The sequence below is a fragment of the Streptomyces sp. CB02400 genome (assembly GCF_001905725.1).
Lineage (GTDB): Bacteria > Actinomycetota > Actinomycetes > Streptomycetales > Streptomycetaceae > Streptomyces > Streptomyces atrovirens.
Genome location: NZ_LIWB01000005.1, coordinates 486,543 through 504,770, shown reverse-complemented (window position 1 = coordinate 504,770; position 18,228 = coordinate 486,543). Strand labels below are relative to the sequence as shown.

The 18,228-nt window shown below is 72.1% G+C and carries 15 protein-coding genes and 3 tRNA genes; 8 read left to right on the top strand and 10 right to left on the bottom strand.

Annotated features, from left to right (window positions below; translation table 11 throughout):
* Positions 1 to 23: 23 nt before the first annotated feature.
* The 6 genes from purF to purS all read right to left on the bottom strand — a co-directional run bounded on the left by purF (position 24) and on the right by purS (position 6,705).
* Positions 24 to 1,550, bottom strand: coding sequence for an amidophosphoribosyltransferase (purF, locus tag AMK33_RS15930; protein ID WP_073933446.1), 1,527 nt, complete (start codon positions 1,548 to 1,550; stop codon positions 24 to 26).
* A 62-nt stretch (positions 1,551 to 1,612) separates the two neighbouring features.
* Positions 1,613 to 2,398 (bottom strand): META domain-containing protein, encoded by a 786-nt coding sequence (locus tag AMK33_RS15925; RefSeq protein WP_073933445.1) that lies wholly within the window; start codon positions 2,396 to 2,398, stop codon positions 1,613 to 1,615.
* A 49-nt stretch (positions 2,399 to 2,447) separates the two neighbouring features.
* Complete coding sequence (locus AMK33_RS15920; RefSeq protein WP_073933444.1) at positions 2,448 to 3,245, bottom strand: maleylpyruvate isomerase family mycothiol-dependent enzyme; 798 nt, start codon at positions 3,243 to 3,245, stop codon at positions 2,448 to 2,450.
* Positions 3,246 to 3,509: 264 nt separating this feature from the next.
* A complete protein-coding gene (gene purL, locus AMK33_RS15915) occupies positions 3,510 to 5,768 on the bottom strand; it encodes a phosphoribosylformylglycinamidine synthase subunit PurL (protein ID WP_073933443.1) in 2,259 nt (752 codons plus the stop codon).
* Positions 5,765 to 6,445, bottom strand: coding sequence for a phosphoribosylformylglycinamidine synthase subunit PurQ (gene purQ, locus AMK33_RS15910; RefSeq protein WP_073933442.1), 681 nt, complete (start codon positions 6,443 to 6,445; stop codon positions 5,765 to 5,767). Before purQ ends, purL begins: the two co-directional genes overlap by 4 nt.
* Positions 6,442 to 6,705 carry a phosphoribosylformylglycinamidine synthase subunit PurS gene (gene purS, locus AMK33_RS15905; protein ID WP_006133353.1) on the bottom strand — a complete coding sequence of 88 codons (264 nt, stop codon included), beginning with the start codon at positions 6,703 to 6,705 and terminating at the stop codon, positions 6,442 to 6,444. The genes purQ and purS overlap by 4 nt, the downstream gene beginning before the upstream one ends.
* Before the next feature lie 353 nt (positions 6,706 to 7,058).
* Between purS and AMK33_RS15900 the strand changes: the two genes are divergently transcribed.
* The 8 genes from AMK33_RS15900 (at position 7,059) to AMK33_RS15865 (ending at position 11,644) form a co-directional block, all read left to right on the top strand.
* A complete protein-coding gene (locus tag AMK33_RS15900; protein ID WP_073933441.1) occupies positions 7,059 to 7,376 on the top strand; it encodes a histone-like nucleoid-structuring protein Lsr2 in 318 nt (105 codons plus the stop codon).
* A 162-nt stretch (positions 7,377 to 7,538) separates the two neighbouring features.
* Positions 7,539 to 7,610, top strand: a tRNA-Gly gene (locus AMK33_RS15895).
* A 98-nt stretch (positions 7,611 to 7,708) separates the two neighbouring features.
* Positions 7,709 to 7,784: transfer RNA gene (locus AMK33_RS15890), tRNA-Gly, on the top strand.
* Between the two features lie 127 nt (positions 7,785 to 7,911).
* The gene (locus tag AMK33_RS15885) at positions 7,912 to 8,874 is read left to right on the top strand and encodes an ABC transporter ATP-binding protein (RefSeq protein WP_073933440.1); all 963 of its coding nucleotides are present in this window, start codon (positions 7,912 to 7,914) and stop codon (positions 8,872 to 8,874) included.
* Entirely contained in the window at positions 8,871 to 9,665 is a 795-nt protein-coding gene (locus tag AMK33_RS15880) for an ABC transporter permease (protein WP_073933439.1), read from the top strand. Before AMK33_RS15885 ends, AMK33_RS15880 begins: the two co-directional genes overlap by 4 nt.
* A gap of 28 nt (positions 9,666 to 9,693) precedes the next feature.
* Positions 9,694 to 10,935 carry a sensor histidine kinase gene (locus AMK33_RS15875; protein WP_073933438.1) on the top strand — a complete coding sequence of 414 codons (1,242 nt, stop codon included), beginning with the start codon at positions 9,694 to 9,696 and terminating at the stop codon, positions 10,933 to 10,935.
* The gene (locus AMK33_RS15870; protein WP_030872152.1) at positions 10,932 to 11,546 is read left to right on the top strand and encodes a response regulator transcription factor; all 615 of its coding nucleotides are present in this window, start codon (positions 10,932 to 10,934) and stop codon (positions 11,544 to 11,546) included. The genes AMK33_RS15875 and AMK33_RS15870 overlap by 4 nt, the downstream gene beginning before the upstream one ends.
* 22 nt (positions 11,547 to 11,568) lie before the next feature.
* A tRNA-Gly gene (locus AMK33_RS15865) sits at positions 11,569 to 11,644 on the top strand.
* A 42-nt stretch (positions 11,645 to 11,686) separates the two neighbouring features.
* Here AMK33_RS15865 and AMK33_RS15860 read toward each other — a convergent pair.
* From AMK33_RS15860 to purD, 4 genes are all read right to left on the bottom strand, one after another.
* The gene (locus AMK33_RS15860; RefSeq protein ID WP_073933437.1) at positions 11,687 to 12,586 is read right to left on the bottom strand and encodes a phosphoribosylaminoimidazolesuccinocarboxamide synthase; all 900 of its coding nucleotides are present in this window, start codon (positions 12,584 to 12,586) and stop codon (positions 11,687 to 11,689) included.
* A 69-nt stretch (positions 12,587 to 12,655) separates the two neighbouring features.
* Complete coding sequence (locus AMK33_RS15855) at positions 12,656 to 14,185, bottom strand: N,N-dimethylformamidase beta subunit family domain-containing protein (protein ID WP_073933436.1); 1,530 nt, start codon at positions 14,183 to 14,185, stop codon at positions 12,656 to 12,658.
* 170 nt (positions 14,186 to 14,355) lie between these two features.
* Positions 14,356 to 16,605 (bottom strand): hypothetical protein, encoded by a 2,250-nt coding sequence (locus AMK33_RS15850; RefSeq protein ID WP_073933435.1) that lies wholly within the window; start codon positions 16,603 to 16,605, stop codon positions 14,356 to 14,358.
* Positions 16,606 to 16,898: 293 nt separating this feature from the next.
* Positions 16,899 to 18,161 (bottom strand): phosphoribosylamine--glycine ligase, encoded by a 1,263-nt coding sequence (purD, locus tag AMK33_RS15845; protein WP_073933434.1) that lies wholly within the window; start codon positions 18,159 to 18,161, stop codon positions 16,899 to 16,901.
* Positions 18,162 to 18,228 lie beyond the last annotated feature (67 nt).

Below are 18,228 nucleotides of genomic sequence, written 5' to 3'. Positions count from 1 at the left end.
GCTTTCGTGTCGTCCGTCAGGGCTTACGGGCGGCGGATCGCGTCGACCGAGGCCGGGGCGGCGGTGCCGGCGGCCAGCTCTGTCTCCAGCAGCTGCTTGCCGAGGAGCTCCGGGTCGGGCAGCTCCATCGGGTACTCGCCGTCGAAGCAGGCGCGGCACAGGTTCGGCTTGGCGATGGTGGTCGCCTCGATCATGCCGTCGATGGAGATGTACGCCAGGGAGTCGGCGCCCAGCGAGGTGCCGATCTCGTCGATCGTCATGCCGTTGGCGATGAGCTCCGCGCGGGTGGCGAAGTCGATGCCGAAGAAGCAGGGCCACTTCACGGGCGGCGAGGAGATCCGGATGTGGACCTCGGCGGCGCCCGCCTCACGGAGCATCCGGACCAGGGCGCGCTGGGTGTTGCCGCGCACGATCGAGTCGTCGACGACGACCAGGCGCTTGCCCTTGATGACTTCCTTGAGCGGGTTCAGCTTCAGGCGGATGCCGAGCTGCCGGATGGTCTGCGACGGCTGGATGAACGTACGTCCGACGTACGCGTTCTTGACCAGTCCCGCGCCGAAGGGGATGCCGGACGCCTCCGCGTAGCCGATGGCGGCCGGGGTGCCGGACTCCGGGGTCGGTATGACCAGGTCGGCCTCGGCCGGGGCCTCCGCGGCGAGGCGGCGGCCCATCTCGACGCGCGAGAGGTACACGTTCCGGCCGGCGATGTCGGTGTCCGGGCGGGCCAGGTACACGTACTCGAAGACACAGCCCTTGGGCTTCGCTTCCGCGAACCGGGAGGTGCGCAGCCCGTTCTGGTCGATGGCGACGAACTCGCCCGGCTCGATCTCGCGCACGAAGCTCGCGCCGCAGATGTCGAGGGCGGCGGACTCGGAGGCGACCACCCAGCCGCGCTCCAGGCGGCCGAGGACCAGCGGGCGGATGCCCTGCGGGTCGCGGGCCGCGTACAGGGTGTTCTCGTCCATGAAGACGAGGCTGAAGGCGCCCCTGACCTTCGGGAGGACCACGTGCGCGGCCTGCTCCACGGTCACCGGTTCGCCGTCGGCGGCGCGCTGGCCGGCCAGCAGGGCGGTGATCAGGTCGGTGTCGTTGGTGGCCGCCACCTTGGGCGCGCGGCCGTTCTCCTTGGGGAGTTCGGCGACCATCTCGGCGAGCTGCGCCGTGTTGACCAGGTTGCCGTTGTGGCCGAGCGCGATGGATCCGTGCGCGGTGGCGCGGAACGTCGGCTGGGCGTTCTCCCACACGGAGGCACCGGTGGTCGAGTAGCGGGCGTGTCCGACCGCGATATGACCCTGGAGCGAACCGAGCGAGGTCTCGTCGAAGACCTGGGAAACCAGGCCCATGTCCTTGAAGACGAGGATCTGGGAGCCGTTGCTGACCGCGATACCCGCGGATTCCTGGCCCCGATGCTGGAGGGCGTAGAGCCCGAAGTACGTGAGCTTGGCGACCTCTTCACCCGGAGCCCAGACACCGAAGACGCCGCAAGCGTCCTGGGGGCCCTTCTCACCGGGGAGCAGGTCGTGGTTGAGTCGTCCGTCACCACGTGGCACGTCTCCGAGTGTAGGCGAGGCCGGCCGCTGGTCCGAATGCGGGATACGGCCCCGATTGTGGGTCAACGCTGTGCGACGGCCCGCACACTGGTGCCGTTTTCGCTGGTCAGCGTGAGGGTCCGGCCTTCGATCCGGTAGTCCGCGGTGCCGTTGAACAGCTTCGTCAGCGCCTTCTCGCTGTCCATGAGTGAGTCTTCGCACATCATTCGGGTCAGGGACGGCACGCCGAGGGTGATATGGCCGTCGCGCACGGTGGCGTCGGCGTTCACGTGGTTGCAGCCGAGGCGGCCGGAGACGGTGCCCTCCTCCTTGTCGAAGGTGAGGTGGGCGCGGCCGTCGACGGCGGGGGTGGTGACGGTCCACTCGGTGCCGTACAGCGGGGTGTCCCCCGCCTTGCTCAGGCGGACGGTGTCGCCGGACTCGGTGGTGAGGGTGAGCCGGCCGTCGTTCACGTCGGTCTTCAGGGCGCCGTCGCCGAGGGCGGCGGCGAGGGTGCTTTCGAGGTCCATGGCCTGCTCGTCGCAGCCCCGCAGGGTGGTCTCCCGGTCGCCGAGCCGGATCCGGTCGCCCTCGAAGGTGACCCGGCCCTTGAACAGGTTGCAGCCGTAGTCGCCCTCGGCACCGCCGTCGTCGTCGAGGGTGAGGTGCGCGCCGTCGGGGGCGCGGTGGGTGGTGCCGTCGACGGTGACGCTGTCGATGGTCCAGCGGACGCCGGTGACCGGGTCCTCCGCCTGTGCGGTGCCGCTGCCGGCGCCCGCCTTCTCGCTGCCACAGGCCGCCGCGAGCGGGACGACGAGCACGGCGAGGGCCGTCAGGGTCATGCGCTGCTGATGCTTCTGCCTGTACATGCCGATTCGACGTGAGCGGGGAGCAGGCGGTTCCCCTTCCGTCCCGGACTCATCCCAGCAGCGGCAGATACGGTCCGAGGTCCGCCCGTTCCCCGCTCGCGCTGACCTTCGCGCCGGCCACCGCGTCCTGCCAGGCCGTCCGCCCGCCGGCCAGCCGGATCCAGGTCAGCGGGTCGGTCTCGACGACGTTCGGCGGGGTGCCCCGCGTGTGCCTCGGCCCCTCCACGCACTGCACGACCGCGTACGGCGGGATCCGCACCTCCGTGGAGCCGCCGGGCGCCTTCGCGGCGAGCGCGTCGGCCAGCAGCCGGGTGCAGGCCGCCAGGGCCTGACGGTCGTACGGGATGTCGAGGCCGGGCACGGCGGCGTTCAGGTCGTCGGTGTGGACGACGAGCTCGACGGTACGGGTGACCAGGTAGTCGGCGAGGGTGATGGCGCCGGTCCGGGTGGCGAGGAGACGGGTGCCCGGTGCGTCGGCGAGGCGCTCGGTGAAGCGCTGCTCGGTGCGGGCGTAGAGGGCGTCGAGGTCGGCGTTCGCGCCGGCCAGCGCGCGGGTGTCGTCGGCGATGCCGCTCGCCCGGGCGGCGGTGGCGAAGGGCCAGTCGAGGAGGGCCAGCTCGGCCTTCGGTGGTGCCTCGCGGTCGAGGTTGCGGCTGACCGTCTCCACCGCCATGGTCACGTGCGCGGCCAGCTCCCGTACGGTCCAGTCGCCGAGCCGGGTGGGCAGCGCGAGCTGCTCGGGGGTGAGGGCGCGCACGGCCGCCCGTACGTTCCCGAACTGCGCCAGTACGGCGGCGCGGGTCTTGGCGGGGTCGTAGGTACGGGCGCGCTTCTTGGCCGGTGGCATGGCGGCAGCCTATGCGGGCGCGACCGGCGCCGGACCGGGTACGTCGGGCGGGGAACGCCCGTGCCGCGCGCGGTGTCCGGGGCGGGGCCGTCCCTCGGCCGGAAGGACAGGTGCGGCTCGACGGAGTCGCCGACGCGGCGAGTGTCTGCCCGACGCGCTCCGTCCCCGCCGTCTCGAGCAGGGGCGATCCGGCGATGACCGCGCTGCGCCGCAGCCCCCGCCCGGCGGACCGGGCGGGGGCTGCGTGCGGAAGGAGCGGGCGGATCAGGCCAGCAGGGCCGGGATCGTGCCCTCGTGTGCCTCGCGCAGCTCGGCCAGGGGGAGTGCGAACTCGCCCTGGAGCTCCACCGTGTCGCCGTCGACGACGCCGACGCGGGTGGCCGGGAGGCCGCGCGCACCGCACATGTCGTTGAAGCGGACCTCCTCCGAGCGCGGCACGGCGACGATCGCGCGCCCCGCCGACTCGGAGAACAGGAAGGTGAAGGCGTCGAGCCCGTCCGGTACGACCAGACGCGCGCCCTTCTCCCCCAGCAGCGCCGACTCGACGACCGCCTGGATCAGACCGCCGTCGGACAGGTCGTGCGCGGAGTCGATCATGCCGTCGCGGGAGGCGGAGATCAGGATCTCGGCGAGCAGGCGCTCGCGCTCCAGGTCCACCTTCGGGGGCAGGCCGCCGAGGTGGTCGTGGACGACCTGGGACCAGGCCGAGCCGCCGAACTCCTCACGCGTGTCGCCGAGGAGGTACAGGAGCTGGCCGTCCTCCTGGAAGGCGACCGGCGTGCGGCGGGCCACGTCGTCGATGACGCCGAGGACCGCGACCACCGGGGTCGGGTGGATGGCGGCCTCGCCCGTCTGGTTGTAGAGCGAGACGTTGCCGCCGGTCACCGGGGTGCCGAGCTGCTGGCAGCCGTCCGCCAGACCGCGTACGGCCTCGGCGAACTGCCACATGACGGCCGGGTCCTCGGGCGAGCCGAAGTTCAGGCAGTCGGAGACCGCGAGGGGCTTGGCGCCGGTCGTGGCGACGTTGCGGTACGCCTCCGCGAGGGCGAGCTGCGCGCCCGTGTACGGGTCGAGCTTGGCGTAGCGGCCGTTGCCGTCGGTGGCGATCGCGACGCCGAGGCCGGACGCCTCGTCGATGCGGATCATGCCGGAGTCCTCGGGCTGGGCGAGGACGGTGTTGCCCTGCACGAAGTGGTCGTACTGCTGGGTGATCCACTGCTTGGAGGCCTGGTTGGGCGAGCCGACCAGCTTCAGGACCTGGTCCTTCAGCTCGTCGGACGTCCCCGGCCGGGGCAGCTTGTTCGCGTCGTCCGCCTGGAGCTCGTCCTGCCAGGACGGGCGGGCGTACGGACGCTCGTACGTCGGGCCCTCGTGGGCGACCGTGCGCGGGTCGACGTCGACGATCTTGCCGCCGTGCCAGAAGATCTCCAGGCGGTCGCCGTCGGTCACCTCGCCGATGACGGTGGCGATGACGTCCCACTTGTCGCAGATCTCGAGGAAGCGGTCGACCTTGTCGGGCTCGACGACCGCGCACATGCGCTCCTGCGACTCGCTCATCAGGATCTCCTCGGGGGAGAGCGTCGAGTCGCGGAGCGGTACGTCGTCGAGGGTGACGCGCATGCCGCCGGAGCCGTTGGAGGCCAGCTCGGACGTGGCGCAGGACAGACCGGCCGCGCCGAGGTCCTGGATGCCGACGACCAGCTTCTCCTTGAACGCCTCCAGGGTGCACTCGATGAGGAGCTTCTCCTGGAAGGGGTCGCCGACCTGGACGGCGGGGCGCTTCGACGGCTTGGCGTCGTCGAAGGTCTCGGAGGCGAGGATCGACGCGCCGCCGATGCCGTCGCCGCCGGTCCGGGCGCCGTACAGGATGACCTTGTTGCCCGCGCCGGACGCCTTGGCGAGGTGGATGTCCTCGTGCCGCATCACGCCGATGGCACCGGCGTTGACCAGCGGGTTGCCCTGGTAGCAGGCGTCGAAGACGACCTCGCCGCCGATGTTGGGCAGGCCCAGGCAGTTGCCGTAGCCGCCGATGCCGGCGACGACGCCCGGGAGGACGCGCTTGGTGTCCGGGTGGTCCGCCGCGCCGAAGCGCAGCGGGTCGACCACGGCGACCGGGCGGGCGCCCATGGCGATGATGTCGCGGACGATGCCGCCCACACCCGTGGCCGCGCCCTGGTAGGGCTCGACGTAGGAGGGGTGGTTGTGCGACTCGACCTTGAAGGTGACCGCGTAGCCCTGGCCGACGTCGACGACACCGGCGTTCTCGCCGATGCCGACGAGCAGGGCGTCGTTCTCGGGGGCCTTCTCGCCGAACTGGCGGAGGTGGACCTTGGAGGACTTGTACGAGCAGTGCTCGGACCACATGACGGAGTACATGGCGAGTTCGGCGCCGGTCGGGCGGCGGCCGAGGATCTCCACCACCCGCTCGTACTCGTCCTTCTTCAGGCCCAGCTCGGCCCAGGGCAGCTCGACGTCGGGGGTCGCGGCCGCGTGCTCGACCGTGTCCAGAGGCGTCCGGCTCATGCGTTGACCAGCTTCTTGAGGATCGAGGTGAAGAACGGCAGGCCGTCGGTACGGCCCGTACCGATCAGCGGCTCGACGGCGTGCTCGGGGTGCGGCATCAGGCCGACGACGTTGCCCGCCGCGTTGGTGATGCCGGCGATGTCGTTGAGCGAGCCGTTGGGGTTGACGTCCAGGTAGCGGAAGGCGACGCGGCCCTCCGCCTCCAGCTCGTCCAGCGTCCGCTGATCGGCCACGTAGCGGCCGTCCATGTTCTTCAGCGGGATGTGGATCTCCTGGCCGGCCGAGTAGTCGGTGGTCCAGGCGGTGTCCGTGTTCTCCACCCGCAGCTTCTGGTCGCGGCAGATGAAGTGCAGGTGGTCGTTGCCGAGCATCCCGCCGGGCAGCAGGTGGGCCTCCGTGAGGATCTGGAAGCCGTTGCAGATGCCCAGCACCGGGAGGCCGGCCTTGGCCTGGTCGATGACGGTGTCCATCACCGGCGAGAAGCGCGCGATGGCGCCGGCGCGCAGATAGTCGCCGTACGAGAAACCGCCGCACAGCACCACGGCGTCGACCTGCTTGAGGTCCTTGTCCTTGTGCCAGAGGGCGACGGGTTCGGCACCGGCGACGCGGATCGCGCGCTGCGTGTCCCGGTCGTCCAGGCTGCCCGGGAAAGTGACGACGCCAATACGAGCGGTCACTTCGCGGCCTCCGCGACTTCCTCGACCCGTACGGTGAAGTCCTCGATCACGGTGTTGGCGAGGAAGGATTCCGCAAGATCGTGGATACGGGCGAGCGCGGCCTCGTCGACCGGCCCGTCAACTTCCAGTTCGAATCGCTTTCCCTGACGGACGTCCGAGATCCCTTCGAAACCCAGTCGCGGCAGTGCGCGCTGCACCGCCTGGCCCTGGGGGTCGAGGATCTCCGGCTTGAGCATGACGTCGACTACGACGCGTGCCACTGGCACTCCCGGTGTGTGGTGCTGAGCAGGTCCCTTCAGACTACCCGCACAAAATTTCTACGCGAGTAGAGTTGTAGGAAACTACGTGAGCGCCGTCACGATTCGGCATCGCGGGGAGACATCGGGGAAAAGTTCCGGGAAAGATCCCTGTTCGCCCGCACATCTCTATTGCGCACCGGACACGCGGACAGATTTAGTCGGGCTTCACATTGCAATGCCGGGCACTGTACAAATGAATTGTCATTAGCAGATACTTTGCCCGATTACAGGCGAACAGCCGACATCTCGACGATGTACCGGCACGTCATCACGGACGTCCGGACGAGAGATGCCGCACGAAGGGACCGATATTCGTGGCGCAGAAGGTCGTGGTCACTCTCTTTGACGACATCGACGGCTCGGAAGCGGCGGAAACGATCGCCTTCGGACTGGACGGCAAGTCGTACGAGATCGACCTCAATGAAACCAATGCCAGGAAACTGCGTGCGGCCCTCGAGCCCTACGTGGACGCCGGCCGCAAGCGGTCGCGCTCCGGCAAGGCGTACCGGCAGACGGAGGTCGCCCCGGACCCGGCCGCGGTCCGCGCCTGGGCACAGGCGAACAAGATGGACGTCCCCGCGCGCGGGCGGATCCCCAAGAAGGTCTACGAGGCGTTCGCCGCGGCGCGGTGAGCCGGCTGCGTGTGACGGTCGCCGGGGCCGGTCCGGTACCCCGCCCCGACGGCCGGTCACCGGCCCCTCACGGCAGCCGACTTGCGCAGCACCCCTGCTGATCAGCTAGAGTCTGGAGCACGCCGAGGGGCGAGGCCGAAAGGCCCGGCTCACGGAGTACACGCGGGTGTAGTTCAGTAGTAGAACATCCCCCTTCCAGGGGGAAGGCGCAGTGTGCAATTCCTGTCACCCGCTCTGCATCGCCGTACCGATCACGCTGGGGGTCCCCCCTCTGGGGGAGCATCGGGTAGGCTGGTGCTCGCACCGATCAGTGAGAGCTGGTCGGGGGCAATGCGGACGTAGCTCAGTTGGTAGAGCGCAACCTTGCCAAGGTTGAGGTCGCGAGTTCGAGCCTCGTCGTCCGCTCCAGATCAAGGCCCCGGTCATCGACCGGGGCCTTTGTCGTGCGCTCGCTCAAGGCCCGTCTGACATTTGTCATGTCCGGTGATGACAGCCCGCACTGCCGTGCCGTCCCGGCCGCCGGGATGCTCGAAGCATGGAAGCGAACGAACACGAACACGTGATTGAGGTCACCGGCCTGCGACGTGTCTACGGGGGCGGGTTCGAAGCGGTCCGCGGGATCGACTTCTCGGTGCGGCGCGGCGAGGTCTTCGCGCTGCTGGGCACCAACGGCGCCGGCAAGACGTCCACCGTCGAGCTGCTGGAAGGGCTCGCCGCCCCGGCCGGCGGGCGGGTCCGGGTGCTCGGCCACGACCCGTACACCGACCGTGCCGCCGTACGGCCCCGCACCGGCGTGATGCTCCAGGAAGGCGGCTTCCCCTCCGAGTTGACCGTCGCCGAGACCGCCCGGATGTGGGCGGGGTGCGTCAGCGGGGCCCGCCCCGAGCGGGAGGTGCTGGCGCTGGTCGGGCTGGAGTCGAAGGCCGGCGTCCGGGTGAAGCAGCTCTCCGGGGGCCAGCGGCGCCGCCTGGACCTGGCGCTCGCGCTGCTCGGCGACCCCGAGGTGCTCTTCCTCGACGAACCCACCACCGGGCTCGACGCCGAAGGCCGCCGGGACACCTGGGAGCTGGTGAGCGCGCTGCGCGACGGCGGTACGACCGTGCTGCTCACCACGCACTACCTGGAGGAGGCCGAGAACCTCGCCGACCGGCTCGCGATCATGCACGAGGGCCGTATCGCCGCCACCGGCACCCCGGCCGAGGTGACCGCGAGCGAGCCGTCCCGGATCACCTTCGAACTGCCCGAGGGCTACTTCGTGGGCGACCTGCCGCCGCTGGCCGAACTGGGTGTGAGCGAGCACACGGTCGACGGCCGGACCGTCCGGCTGCGCACCCGTGAACTGCAGCGGGCGGCCACCGGACTGCTGGTGTGGGCGCGGGGCGCCGGGGTGGAACTGCGCCGGCTGGACGTGCGGTCGGCATCCCTGGAGGAGGCGTTCCTCGGGATCGCCAAGGACGCGTCGGCGGGGACGACGGCGACGAAGGAGTACGCGGCATGAGCACGACCACAAGCACGGCCAGGACCACGACCACACCGGTGAGCCGGATGACCTCCCTCGCCCGCGCCGAAATGACGCTGCTGGGGCGGAGCAAGGGCACGCTCGTCGCCGCGCTGTTCGTGCCGCTGGTGCTGCCGCTGAGCGTGCGGTCGGCGGCCGAGGAGATGGACCTCGCCGAGGCGGGACTGACCCCCGGCGCCGTCGTGCTGCCCGCCGCCGTCGGCTTCTCCCTGCTGTTCGCCGTGTACTCCGCCCTCGTCGGCGTCTTCGTCGTCCGCCGTGAGGAACTCGTCCTCAAGCGACTGCGCACGGGCGAGCTGCGGGACGCCGAGATCCTCGGCGGGTCCGCGCTGCCGTCCGTCCTCACCGGCCTTGTGCAGTGCCTGGTACTGACCGTGGCCTGCGCGGTACTGCTCGACATGTCCGCGCCGTCCGCACCGCATCTGGCCGTCCTCGGCCTGCTGTTGGGGCTCGTGATGTGCGCCGCGCTCGCGGCCGTCACCGCGGCTTTCACCCGCACCGGGGAGAGCGCGCAGGTCACCCCGATGCCGCTGATGATCGTCTCGATGCTCGGCTCCGGCATGTTCGTCCCGCTGGAGCTGCTCCCCGACCGGGTGGCCTCCGTCTGCGAACTGCTGCCGCTGACACCCGTCGTCACCCTGGTGCGCGGCGGCTGGACCGGCGACCTGTCGGCCGCCGAGGCGCTGGGCGCCCTCGTGACGGCGGTGGCCTGGACCCTGCTGGCGGTGTTTGCTGTACGGCGGTGGTTCCGCTGGGAGCCGAGGCACTGACGTACGCGAGGGCGGGAGAGAGCGGGACATGAGCAGGCCGGGCGGCTGGTGGGGGCGCAAGAGCACACCGGCGAAGGTCGAGACGTACACGCGGTGGTCGTTCCACTCCGTCTGCCTCTCCGAGATGGCCGCGATCGGCCTGCCGGCCTTCGGACGGGTGGGCGGACGGCTCGCACTCGTCCTGGCGCTGCTGGTCACGGCGCACGCCGCGCTGGGCATGGTGATCGTCTCCCGGTCCCTGGACTGGACCCGCGGACGGTGCCCCCAGCCCCTGCGGCTGATGTGGACGCTCGGCGTCCTGACCGCGGCGCTCGCGGTCGCCGCCCTCGTCATCGCGGAACACGGGCCGCCGGGTGACGGCGTCGACACCGCCGCGGGCTCGGTCTTCGGGGGCGTGCTCTGCTTCGGCGCGGGCATGATCACGCTCGGGGTGCGCGACCGGCGGCGCGCCCTCGCCGTCGTCGGCGGGTTCGGGGCCGGAACGTTCCTCGTGCTCCTGCTGCTGGGCGCGCCCGTCCCCACCGCGCTGGGAACGGCCGCGATCGTGCTGGCCGGCTCCGGCTTCCTCGCCTTCACCGCGGTCTTCTCCGTCTGGCTGCTCAACGCCGTCTTCGCGCTCGACGAGGCGCGCGAGACCCGGGCCCGGCTCGCGGTCGCCGAGGAGCGGCTGCGGTTCGGGCGGGACCTGCACGACGTGATGGGGAGGAACCTCGCCGTGATCGCGCTCAAGAGCGAGCTGGCCGTCCAGCTCGCGCGGCGCGAGCGGCCCGAGGCGGTGGAGCAGATGATCGAGGTGCAGCGCATCGCCCAGGAGTCCCAGCGGGAGGTGCGCGACGTGGTGCGCGGCTACCGGGAGATCGACCTGGAGGCCGAACTCAGCGGTGCGCGGGGAGTGCTGAGGGCGGCCGGGATCGACTGCGAGGTGAGCGGTGAGACGGGCGGGCTGCCCAGTGAAGTGCAGTCGGCCCTCGGCTGGGTCGTGCGGGAGGCGACCACCAACGTGCTGCGGCACGGGGACGCGAAGAAGTGCACCGTGTCGGTGCGGATGCCTGAGGGACGTGTGGTGTTGACGGTGCAGAACGACGGGGCGGCGGCTCCGTCCGGGGCGGCCGGCCCGAGCGGTGTGGGCGGCTCGGGCCTGGCGGGGCTGCGGGAGCGGCTGTCGGCGGTGGGCGGCACGCTGACCGCCGGAGGCATCGGCAAGGGTGCGTTCCGGCTGGTCGCGGAGGTGCCCCTGAGTGCCGAGGCCGTGTTGGAGGTCGCGTCGTGACGGACGTCGTCCGCGTACTGCTCGCCGACGACGAGCATCTGATCCGGGGCGCGCTGGCCGCCCTGCTCTCCCTGGAGGACGACCTCCTCGTGGTCGCCGAGGCCGCCTCCGGTCCCGAGGCGCTGGCGATGGCGCGGGCGCACGCCCCCGATGTCGCCGTACTGGATCTGCAGATGCCCGGCGCGGACGGTGTGAAGGTCGCCACATCCCTGCGGGCGGAGCTGCCCGGCTGCCGGGTGCTGATCGTGACCGGTCACGGGCGGCCCGGGCATCTGAAGCGGGCGCTCGCGGCGGGCGTGCGGGGGTTCGTCCCCAAGACCGTCAGTGCCCAGCGGCTCGCGGAGCTCATCCGCACGGTGCACGCGGGAAACCGTTACGTCGACCCCGAGTTGGCCGCCGACGCGATCGCCGCCGGCGACTCCCCGCTGACCGCGCGCGAGGCCGAGGTGCTGGAACTCGCGGCGGACGGGGCACCCGTGGCGGAGATCGCGGAGCGGGCCGCGCTGTCCCAGGGGACCGTGCGGAACTACCTCTCCTCGGCCGTCTCGAAGCTCGGCGCGGAGAACCGTCATGCGGCGGTCCGTCTCGCACGGGAGCGGGGTTGGGTATAGTGGGTGTCGCGCCACGGCGCATGCGAACGTAGCTCAGTTGGTAGAGCGCAACCTTGCCAAGGTTGAGGTCGCGAGTTCGAACCTCGTCGTTCGCTCCACATGAAGGCCCCGGTCGATCGACCGGGGCCTTCGTCGTGCGCTCAGCTCCAGGTGGTGCCGGTCAGGCGCTCGTACGCCTCCACGTACTTGGTGCGGGTCGCGTCCACGATGTGCTCCGGCAGCGGCGGCGGGGGCTGCTCGCTCCTGCGGTCCCAGCCCGACTCGGCGGAGGTCAGCCAGTCCCGCACGAACTGCTTGTCGTACGACGGCTGCGCGCGGCCCGGCTCCCACTGCTCGGCCGGCCAGAAGCGGGAGGAGTCCGGGGTGAGCACCTCGTCCGCGATGACCAGGTGCTCGCCGTCGAAGCCGAACTCGAACTTGGTGTCCGCGAGGATGATGCCCCGGTCGCGGGCGATGTCCCGGGCGCGGGAGTAGGCGGCGAGGGTCGCCTGGCGGAGCTGGGCGGCGGTCTCCGCGCCGACCTGGCGGGCGACCTCTTCGTAGGAGACGTTCTCGTCGTGCTCGCCGACGGCGGCCTTGGTGGCCGGGGTGAAGATCGGGGCGGGCAGTTCGGAGCCGTCCACCAGGCCCTCGGGGAGGGCGAGGCCGCAGACCGTACGGGACTCGTCGTACTCGACCAGGCCCGAGCCGGTGAGGTAGCCGCGGGCCACGCACTCCACCGGGACCATGTTCAGGGACTTGCAGACCAGGGTGCGGCCGGCCCAGTCGGCGGGGGCGCCGTCCGGGAGCTCGGTGCTCAGGACGTGGTTGGGGAGCAGGTCGGCGAGCTGGTCGAACCACCACAGAGAGAGCTGGGTGAGGACCCGGCCCTTGTCGGGGATCTCGGTCGGCAGCACCCAGTCGTAGGCGGAGATGCGGTCACTGGCGACCATCACGAGGTCGCCCGCCTCGCTCCGGTACAGCTCGCGCACCTTGCCGGTGTGCAGATGCACCAGACCCGGAACCTGGATCGGCTCGGGCTTTTCGACGAATCCGGACACGGTTTCTCCCTGTGGTTCTTTCCAAGTGACTCGATTCTCCCGTATGGGGCGAACGGTCGTGGCCCGGGGTCAGTCGCGTTTGCAGATGCGGTCCAGGAGGTTGGCGGTGGCGCGCTGGACGCGGGGGTCGACGTGACCCGGGCGGTCCAGGGCCGGTGACCAGGCGAAGGTGCCGGAGGCGAAGACCCAGGCGCCGGAGGGGGCCCGGTAGAGGGACGTCTCCTGGTGGCGGCGGACGCCCCGGCGGTCGGTGTACGGGGAGTGGGCGAGCAGCACGCGCTCCTCGTGCTCGGGCAGCGGGGTGCGCGGGTAGTAGCGGTCGGCCTCGGCCGCGACCATGCCCTCGATGCCGTCGCCCTCCTGCGCGCCGGTCGCCTCCCACATCCAGTGGGAGGCGTTGCGGACGATCAGCGGGTGCGGCTGCGGGACGGGTCCCGCGTACTGGATGCCCAGGAGCTGCTGCTCCGCGCGGTCCTGTTCCCGCCACAGGGTCGGTTTGCCCGGGCCCTGGCGTTTGCGGCAGGTCAGCAGGCGGGCGGGGCCGGACGGGGAGGGGGCGAGCTCCACCTGCCAGTACATGGTGTTGGCGGAGAGGAAGACGAGGGACGTGCCGTGCTCACGGGCGTGCTCCACGGCGGTGCGCATGGGGGCCGACCAGTACTCGTCGTGGCCGGGGAAGATCAGGCCCCGGTAGCGGGCGGGGTCGATCCGGCCGGCGTGCAGGTCGCGGGCGTCGGCGTAGGCGAGGTCGTAGCCGTAGCGCTCGGCCCAGCGGATGACGTCGTAGGCGTGGCCGACGTGCAGCGGGAGGCCGGCGCCCGCGTACGGGCGGTCGAAGGAGACGGTGGTGGCGGCGTCGGCCTCGCCGAGCAGCCTGCCCTGTTCGTCCCAGGCGTGGTAGAGGCTCGCGCCGGTACGGCCGTCCTCCGGGTAGAGGTTGTACGCCTGCCAGGTGACGTCGGGCAGCACCAGGAGGAGGTCGGCGGGGCGGCTGTCGCGGACGGTGAACGGGATGTGCGAGCGGTAGCCGTCGGCGGTGGTGAGGACGGCGACGTACGCGCCGACGCTCCAGTACGACGGGACCGGTAACCGCCAGGACAGCCACCAGTGGTGGCAGGAGACGGTGCGGTCGGCGGTGAGGGGCGCCGGCTGCACGATGCCGGAGAGGCGGGGGCTGGAGGTGATCTTGGTGGCGCCGTGGCCGCTGTAGTGGCCGATGCGGTAGACGTCGACGTCGAACGGCTGGGGCGGGTCGACGGTGATGTGGAAGTCGATGGACTCGCCGGGGGCGACCGCGCCGGTGGAGGCGAAGCCCTTGATCTGGCGGTGCACGTCGTCGGCGGCGCGGGGCCCGACGGAGTCGGAGGAGGCACGGGGGGCGGGGATCCTCGGGCCGCCCCGTTTCGGGACGCGGGCGGCAGCGGCCCGTTCCGTGTCCGTGTACGGCTCCGGGTCCACGTACCAGGGGACGACCTGGCCGCTGTCGCCGAAGTACGTCTCGCTGCCGCGCAGCCACGGGAGGGGGCCCTGTCCGAAGGGGTCGTTCACGGCGTGCGCCAGTGCTCCCGATTCCCAGCGGCGGATCTGCTCCGAACCCATGATCGCTCCCCTCCCTGGTGTTATGTGGTTGTCGTATGTCGCGCGCTCTTGCCAGGGGGCGCGAACGGTCCAAGCACATCACATTGCGCACGCCTTCCGTCACCGTTCGTCTTGAATTGACCGAAAACGGAAGGGTGAGCTCCGGAGCTCCGGGGGAGGGGGCCGCCGGCTCAGACGAGCCGTACGGGCTTCTCGGGGCGTATGCCCTGCCGGGTCAGCCACAGCCGGAGGGCGGAGGGATCGCCGTCCTCGATGAGGACCAGGACCTGGGAGGAGAGGTCGGTGGCCCGTGCGCCGCCGAGGATAAGCGTGGGGCCGTCGAGCCAGTCGAGGCCGGGGGTGGCACCCGCGGTGTCCATCGCGGCGCAGCAGACCATCGCCGCGATGTGATCGGCGAGCAGCTCACGCGCGGTGCGCGGGGGCTGGAGCGGGAAGAGGGGGAGCGCCTGGTCGTCCCGGAGGGGGACGGTGCCCGCGCCGGCAGCAGAGGACCCTGCCGTCTCTTCCCGGGCCAGCTCGGCACTCAGCCGGACGGCGAGAGCGGCACTGCGGGTGGTGGCACCGGCCAGGTCCTCGTCGTCGGGATCGGGAGCCGAAGACAGACCGAGATCCGTGACCGGCCCAGCGGGTGAACCGGGCTCCGTGGACGGGGCCGGATCCATCGGCGGGGCGGGTTCCGCAGGCGCGGCAGGCTCCGTCGGCGGGGACGGCTCAGTGGACGAGCCACGGTCCGTGGGTGAGGCAGGCGCCGTAAGAGGGCCGGGGTCCGCAGGGCGGATGGGCTCCGTGGACGAGGCACGGTCCGTGAACGGGGTGGCGGAGCCGCCGGACGGGTGGGACTCGGACGAGGCGGGATCCCTGGGTGAGGCGGGCACTGTGGGCGGGGCGGACCTCGTGGGCTGGGCAGCGGCCGTCAGCGGGGCAGGTTCCGTGGACGGGGCCGGATCCATCGGCGGGGCGGGTTCCCCGGGCGGGGGCGGCTCAGTGGACGGGGCGCGGTCCGTGGGTGAGGTGGGTGCCGTAAGAGGGCCGGGATCCGCAGGTGAGGCGGACTCCGTGGGCGGGGGCGGCTTCGTGGACGGGTCGCGGTCCGTGGGTGCCGTAAGGGGGCCGGGGGCCGTAGGGCGGGTGGGTGGGGTGGTCAGGTGGGTCAGGACCCGGGCGAGGGTGGGGCCGCCGGGGGCCGAGGGCTCGTCGGGGGCGGGCGGGACGTGGAGGGCGTCCAGGACGCGGTGGAGGCGGGCGGCGTCGGTGCGCCACTTGCGGTCGACGACCTCCTCCGGGTAGTCGCCCCAGTGGACCGGGGACCAGTCCGGGCCGGTTTCCGCGGGCCCGCCGTGGAAGAGGCGGGCGGCGAGGAGCGAGGCGGCCTCGTCCACCGTGCCCGGCTCTTCCAGCAGGTCGCAGGCGGGACGCTCGCCGAGACGGGAGGCGAAGCCCTCCGCCAGCCGGTCCCGGCGGGACAGCTCGGTCAGCGCCGCCACCACTCCCGCGTTGAGCCGCGAGGGCCAGCGGCCCATCCGCCAGGCCGGCAGCGCCACCCGGGTGAGCAGCCGGTCCCAGCCCGCGTACGCCAGCCCCACCTGCTCCTGGGCGACGATCCGCAGCCCGTAGTCCACGGCCTGCGCACGCTCGGCCGCCGCCGCGGCGACCCCGCGCTCCATCTCGGCGGCATGCCCCCGGCAGCCGCGCAGCAGCAGACGGGCGACCCGGCCGACACCCGCGAGCACCCCGCGGACCACCGGCCCCCGGCGGGGCGCCGAGGACACGGCCACCGCGGCGTCCAGCCCCCGCACGAAGCGCCGGGCGGCGGCTATGTCCGGGTGCGCCGACGGTCCCGTACCGGCGACGACCGGGGCGAGGACCGCGCGCAGCTCGCCCACCCGCATCCACCACAGGAACGGGGAACCGATCACCAGCACGGGCGCGGCAGCGGCCCTGCCCCGGACGGGCTGCCCCGCACCGGCTATGTCGCCGTGCTCCTCGGCGGGCGGGGGGCCGTGGGCCGGATGGGTGCGGTCCTCCAGCCAGCTGTCGCAGTCCGGGGTGAGCGCTATCGCGGAGGGGGCGGGGACGTCGAGCCGGTCGGCGAGGTCGCGCACCATCCGGTACAGGTCCGGGGCCGCGTCCTCGGCGATCGGGACCGTGGGGCTCATGGCGGGCCGGGCCCGTACGACGACCAGGGCGACACCGGCGGCGACGAGCAGGACCAGCACCGCGACCGGTGTGAGGAGCCGGCGGGCGAGGTCCCAGCCGCCGCCCGGCAGATGGCCGGTGGACCCGCCGACGAGCAGGATCACGGCGACGGCGGCCGGCAGCAGGGCGACGGCCAGTGCCCGGCTCCGGACGCGCAGCACGGCCAGCGCGTGCGACCGCGCGGTCCGCGCGCCCGCCTCCGCTCCCGTTCCGCTTCCGCTCATGGCCCGTCCTCACCTCCCTCCCGGCGGTCCTGACGCTGTCTCGGCGTTGCCCACTCCCCCACTGTGGCACCCGCCACTGACATCGCAATGCCGATGGGCCAAGTGCCGGAACGCTTGCGCGGCACCATAGTTGGGGCCCCGGTTCTCGTCAGCCGGATGGCGCATCGCTCACTCGATGGAATGGCTTTGGGGAAAGGTGAATGACGGACGGCAAGGGTCAGGCCCCGGATCCTGAGACGGATCCGGGGCCTGCGGGGTTCATCGGAGCCGGGACGGGGACCGGCCCGTCCGGCTTACGCGTCCTGCGCCTCCCGCGCCGCCTTCGCCGCGATGTCCGTACGGTGCTGGGAGCCGTCGAGGCCGATGCGGGACACCGCGCGGTAGGCGCGGTCGCGTGCCTCGGTGAGGTCCTTGCCGGTCGCCGTGACGGACAGCACGCGCCCGCCCGCGCTGACGACCGCGTCACCGTCCCGCTTCGTCCCCGCGTGCAGCACGTACGCGTGCGGGGCGTCCTGGGCGGCGACCTCGTCCAGGCCCGTGATCGGGTCGCCGGTGCGCGGGGTGCCGGGGTAGTTGTGCGAGGCGACGACCACGGTGACCGCGGCCTCGTCGCTCCACCGCGTCGGCTCCAGGTGGGCGAGGTTGCCGGTGGCGGCGGCCATCAGCACGCCGCCCAGCGGGGTCTTCAGCCGGGCCAGGACCACCTGGGTCTCGGGGTCGCCGAAGCGGGCGTTGAACTCGATCACGCGGACACCGCGCGAGGTGATCGCCAGACCGGCGTAGAGCAACCCGGAGAACGGGGTGCCACGGCGCCGCATCTCGTCGACGGTCGGCTGGAGAACCGTCTCCATGACCTCGTCGACCAGCTTGGGGTCGGCCCACGGCAGCGGGGAGTACGCCCCCATGCCACCGGTGTTCGGACCCTCGTCGCCGTCCAGCGCGCGCTTGAAGTCCTGGGCGGGCTGGAGCGGTACGACCGTCTCGCCGTCGGTGATCGCGAAGAGGGACACCTCGGGGCCGTCGAGGAACTCCTCGATCACCACGCGCTCACAGGCACCGGCGTGCGCGCGGGCCGCCTCGACGTCGTCGGTGACGACGACGCCCTTGCCGGCCGCGAGCCCGTCGTCCTTGACGACGTACGGGGCGCCGAACGCGCCGAGGGCCGCGTCGACCTCCTCGGGCGTCGTGCAGACGTAACTGCGGGCGGTGGGCACGCCGGCCCCCGCCATGACGTCCTTCGCGAAGGCCTTGGAGCCCTCGAGCCGCGCGGCCTCCTTGGAGGGGCCGAAGACCGGGATGCCCGCGTCGCGCACGGCGTCGGCGACACCGGCGACGAGGGGCGCCTCCGGGCCGACCACCACGAGGTCCGCACCGAGCCGCGCGGCCAGCGCGGACACGGCCGCGCCGTCGAGGGCGTCGACCTGGTGCAGCTCGGCGACCCCGGCGATGCCGGCGTTGCCGGGGGCGCAGTGCAGCGCGGTGACGTCGGGGTCGAGGGACAGGGAGTGGCACAGGGCGTGTTCGCGGGCGCCGCTGCCGATGACGAGGACCTTCACGGGGGTCAGCCTAACGGGAGACGGCGGGTTCGTTTTGTGCGGGCTTCCGAAGGGACGAGCGGACGCC

What these genes read in the sequence shown, in the direction of transcription:
- AMK33_RS15885 (WP_073933440.1), top strand. Translation starts at nt 7,912, where the DNA reads ATGGAAGCGAACGAACACGAACACGTGATTGAGGTCACCGGCCTGCGA.
- AMK33_RS15880 (WP_073933439.1), top strand. Translation starts at nt 8,871, where the DNA reads ATGAGCACGACCACAAGCACGGCCAGGACCACGACCACACCGGTGAGC.
- AMK33_RS15920 (WP_073933444.1), bottom strand. Translation starts at nt 3,245, where the DNA reads ATGCCACCGGCCAAGAAGCGCGCCCGTACCTACGACCCCGCCAAGACC.
- purL (WP_073933443.1), bottom strand. Translation starts at nt 5,768, where the DNA reads ATGAGCCGGACGCCTCTGGACACGGTCGAGCACGCGGCCGCGACCCCC.
- AMK33_RS15855 (WP_073933436.1), bottom strand. Translation starts at nt 14,185, where the DNA reads ATGGGTTCGGAGCAGATCCGCCGCTGGGAATCGGGAGCACTGGCGCAC.
- AMK33_RS15925 (WP_073933445.1), bottom strand. Translation starts at nt 2,398, where the DNA reads ATGTACAGGCAGAAGCATCAGCAGCGCATGACCCTGACGGCCCTCGCC.
- AMK33_RS15875 (WP_073933438.1), top strand. Translation starts at nt 9,694, where the DNA reads ATGAGCAGGCCGGGCGGCTGGTGGGGGCGCAAGAGCACACCGGCGAAG.
- AMK33_RS15850 (WP_073933435.1), bottom strand. Translation starts at nt 16,605, where the DNA reads ATGAGCGGAAGCGGAACGGGAGCGGAGGCGGGCGCGCGGACCGCGCGG.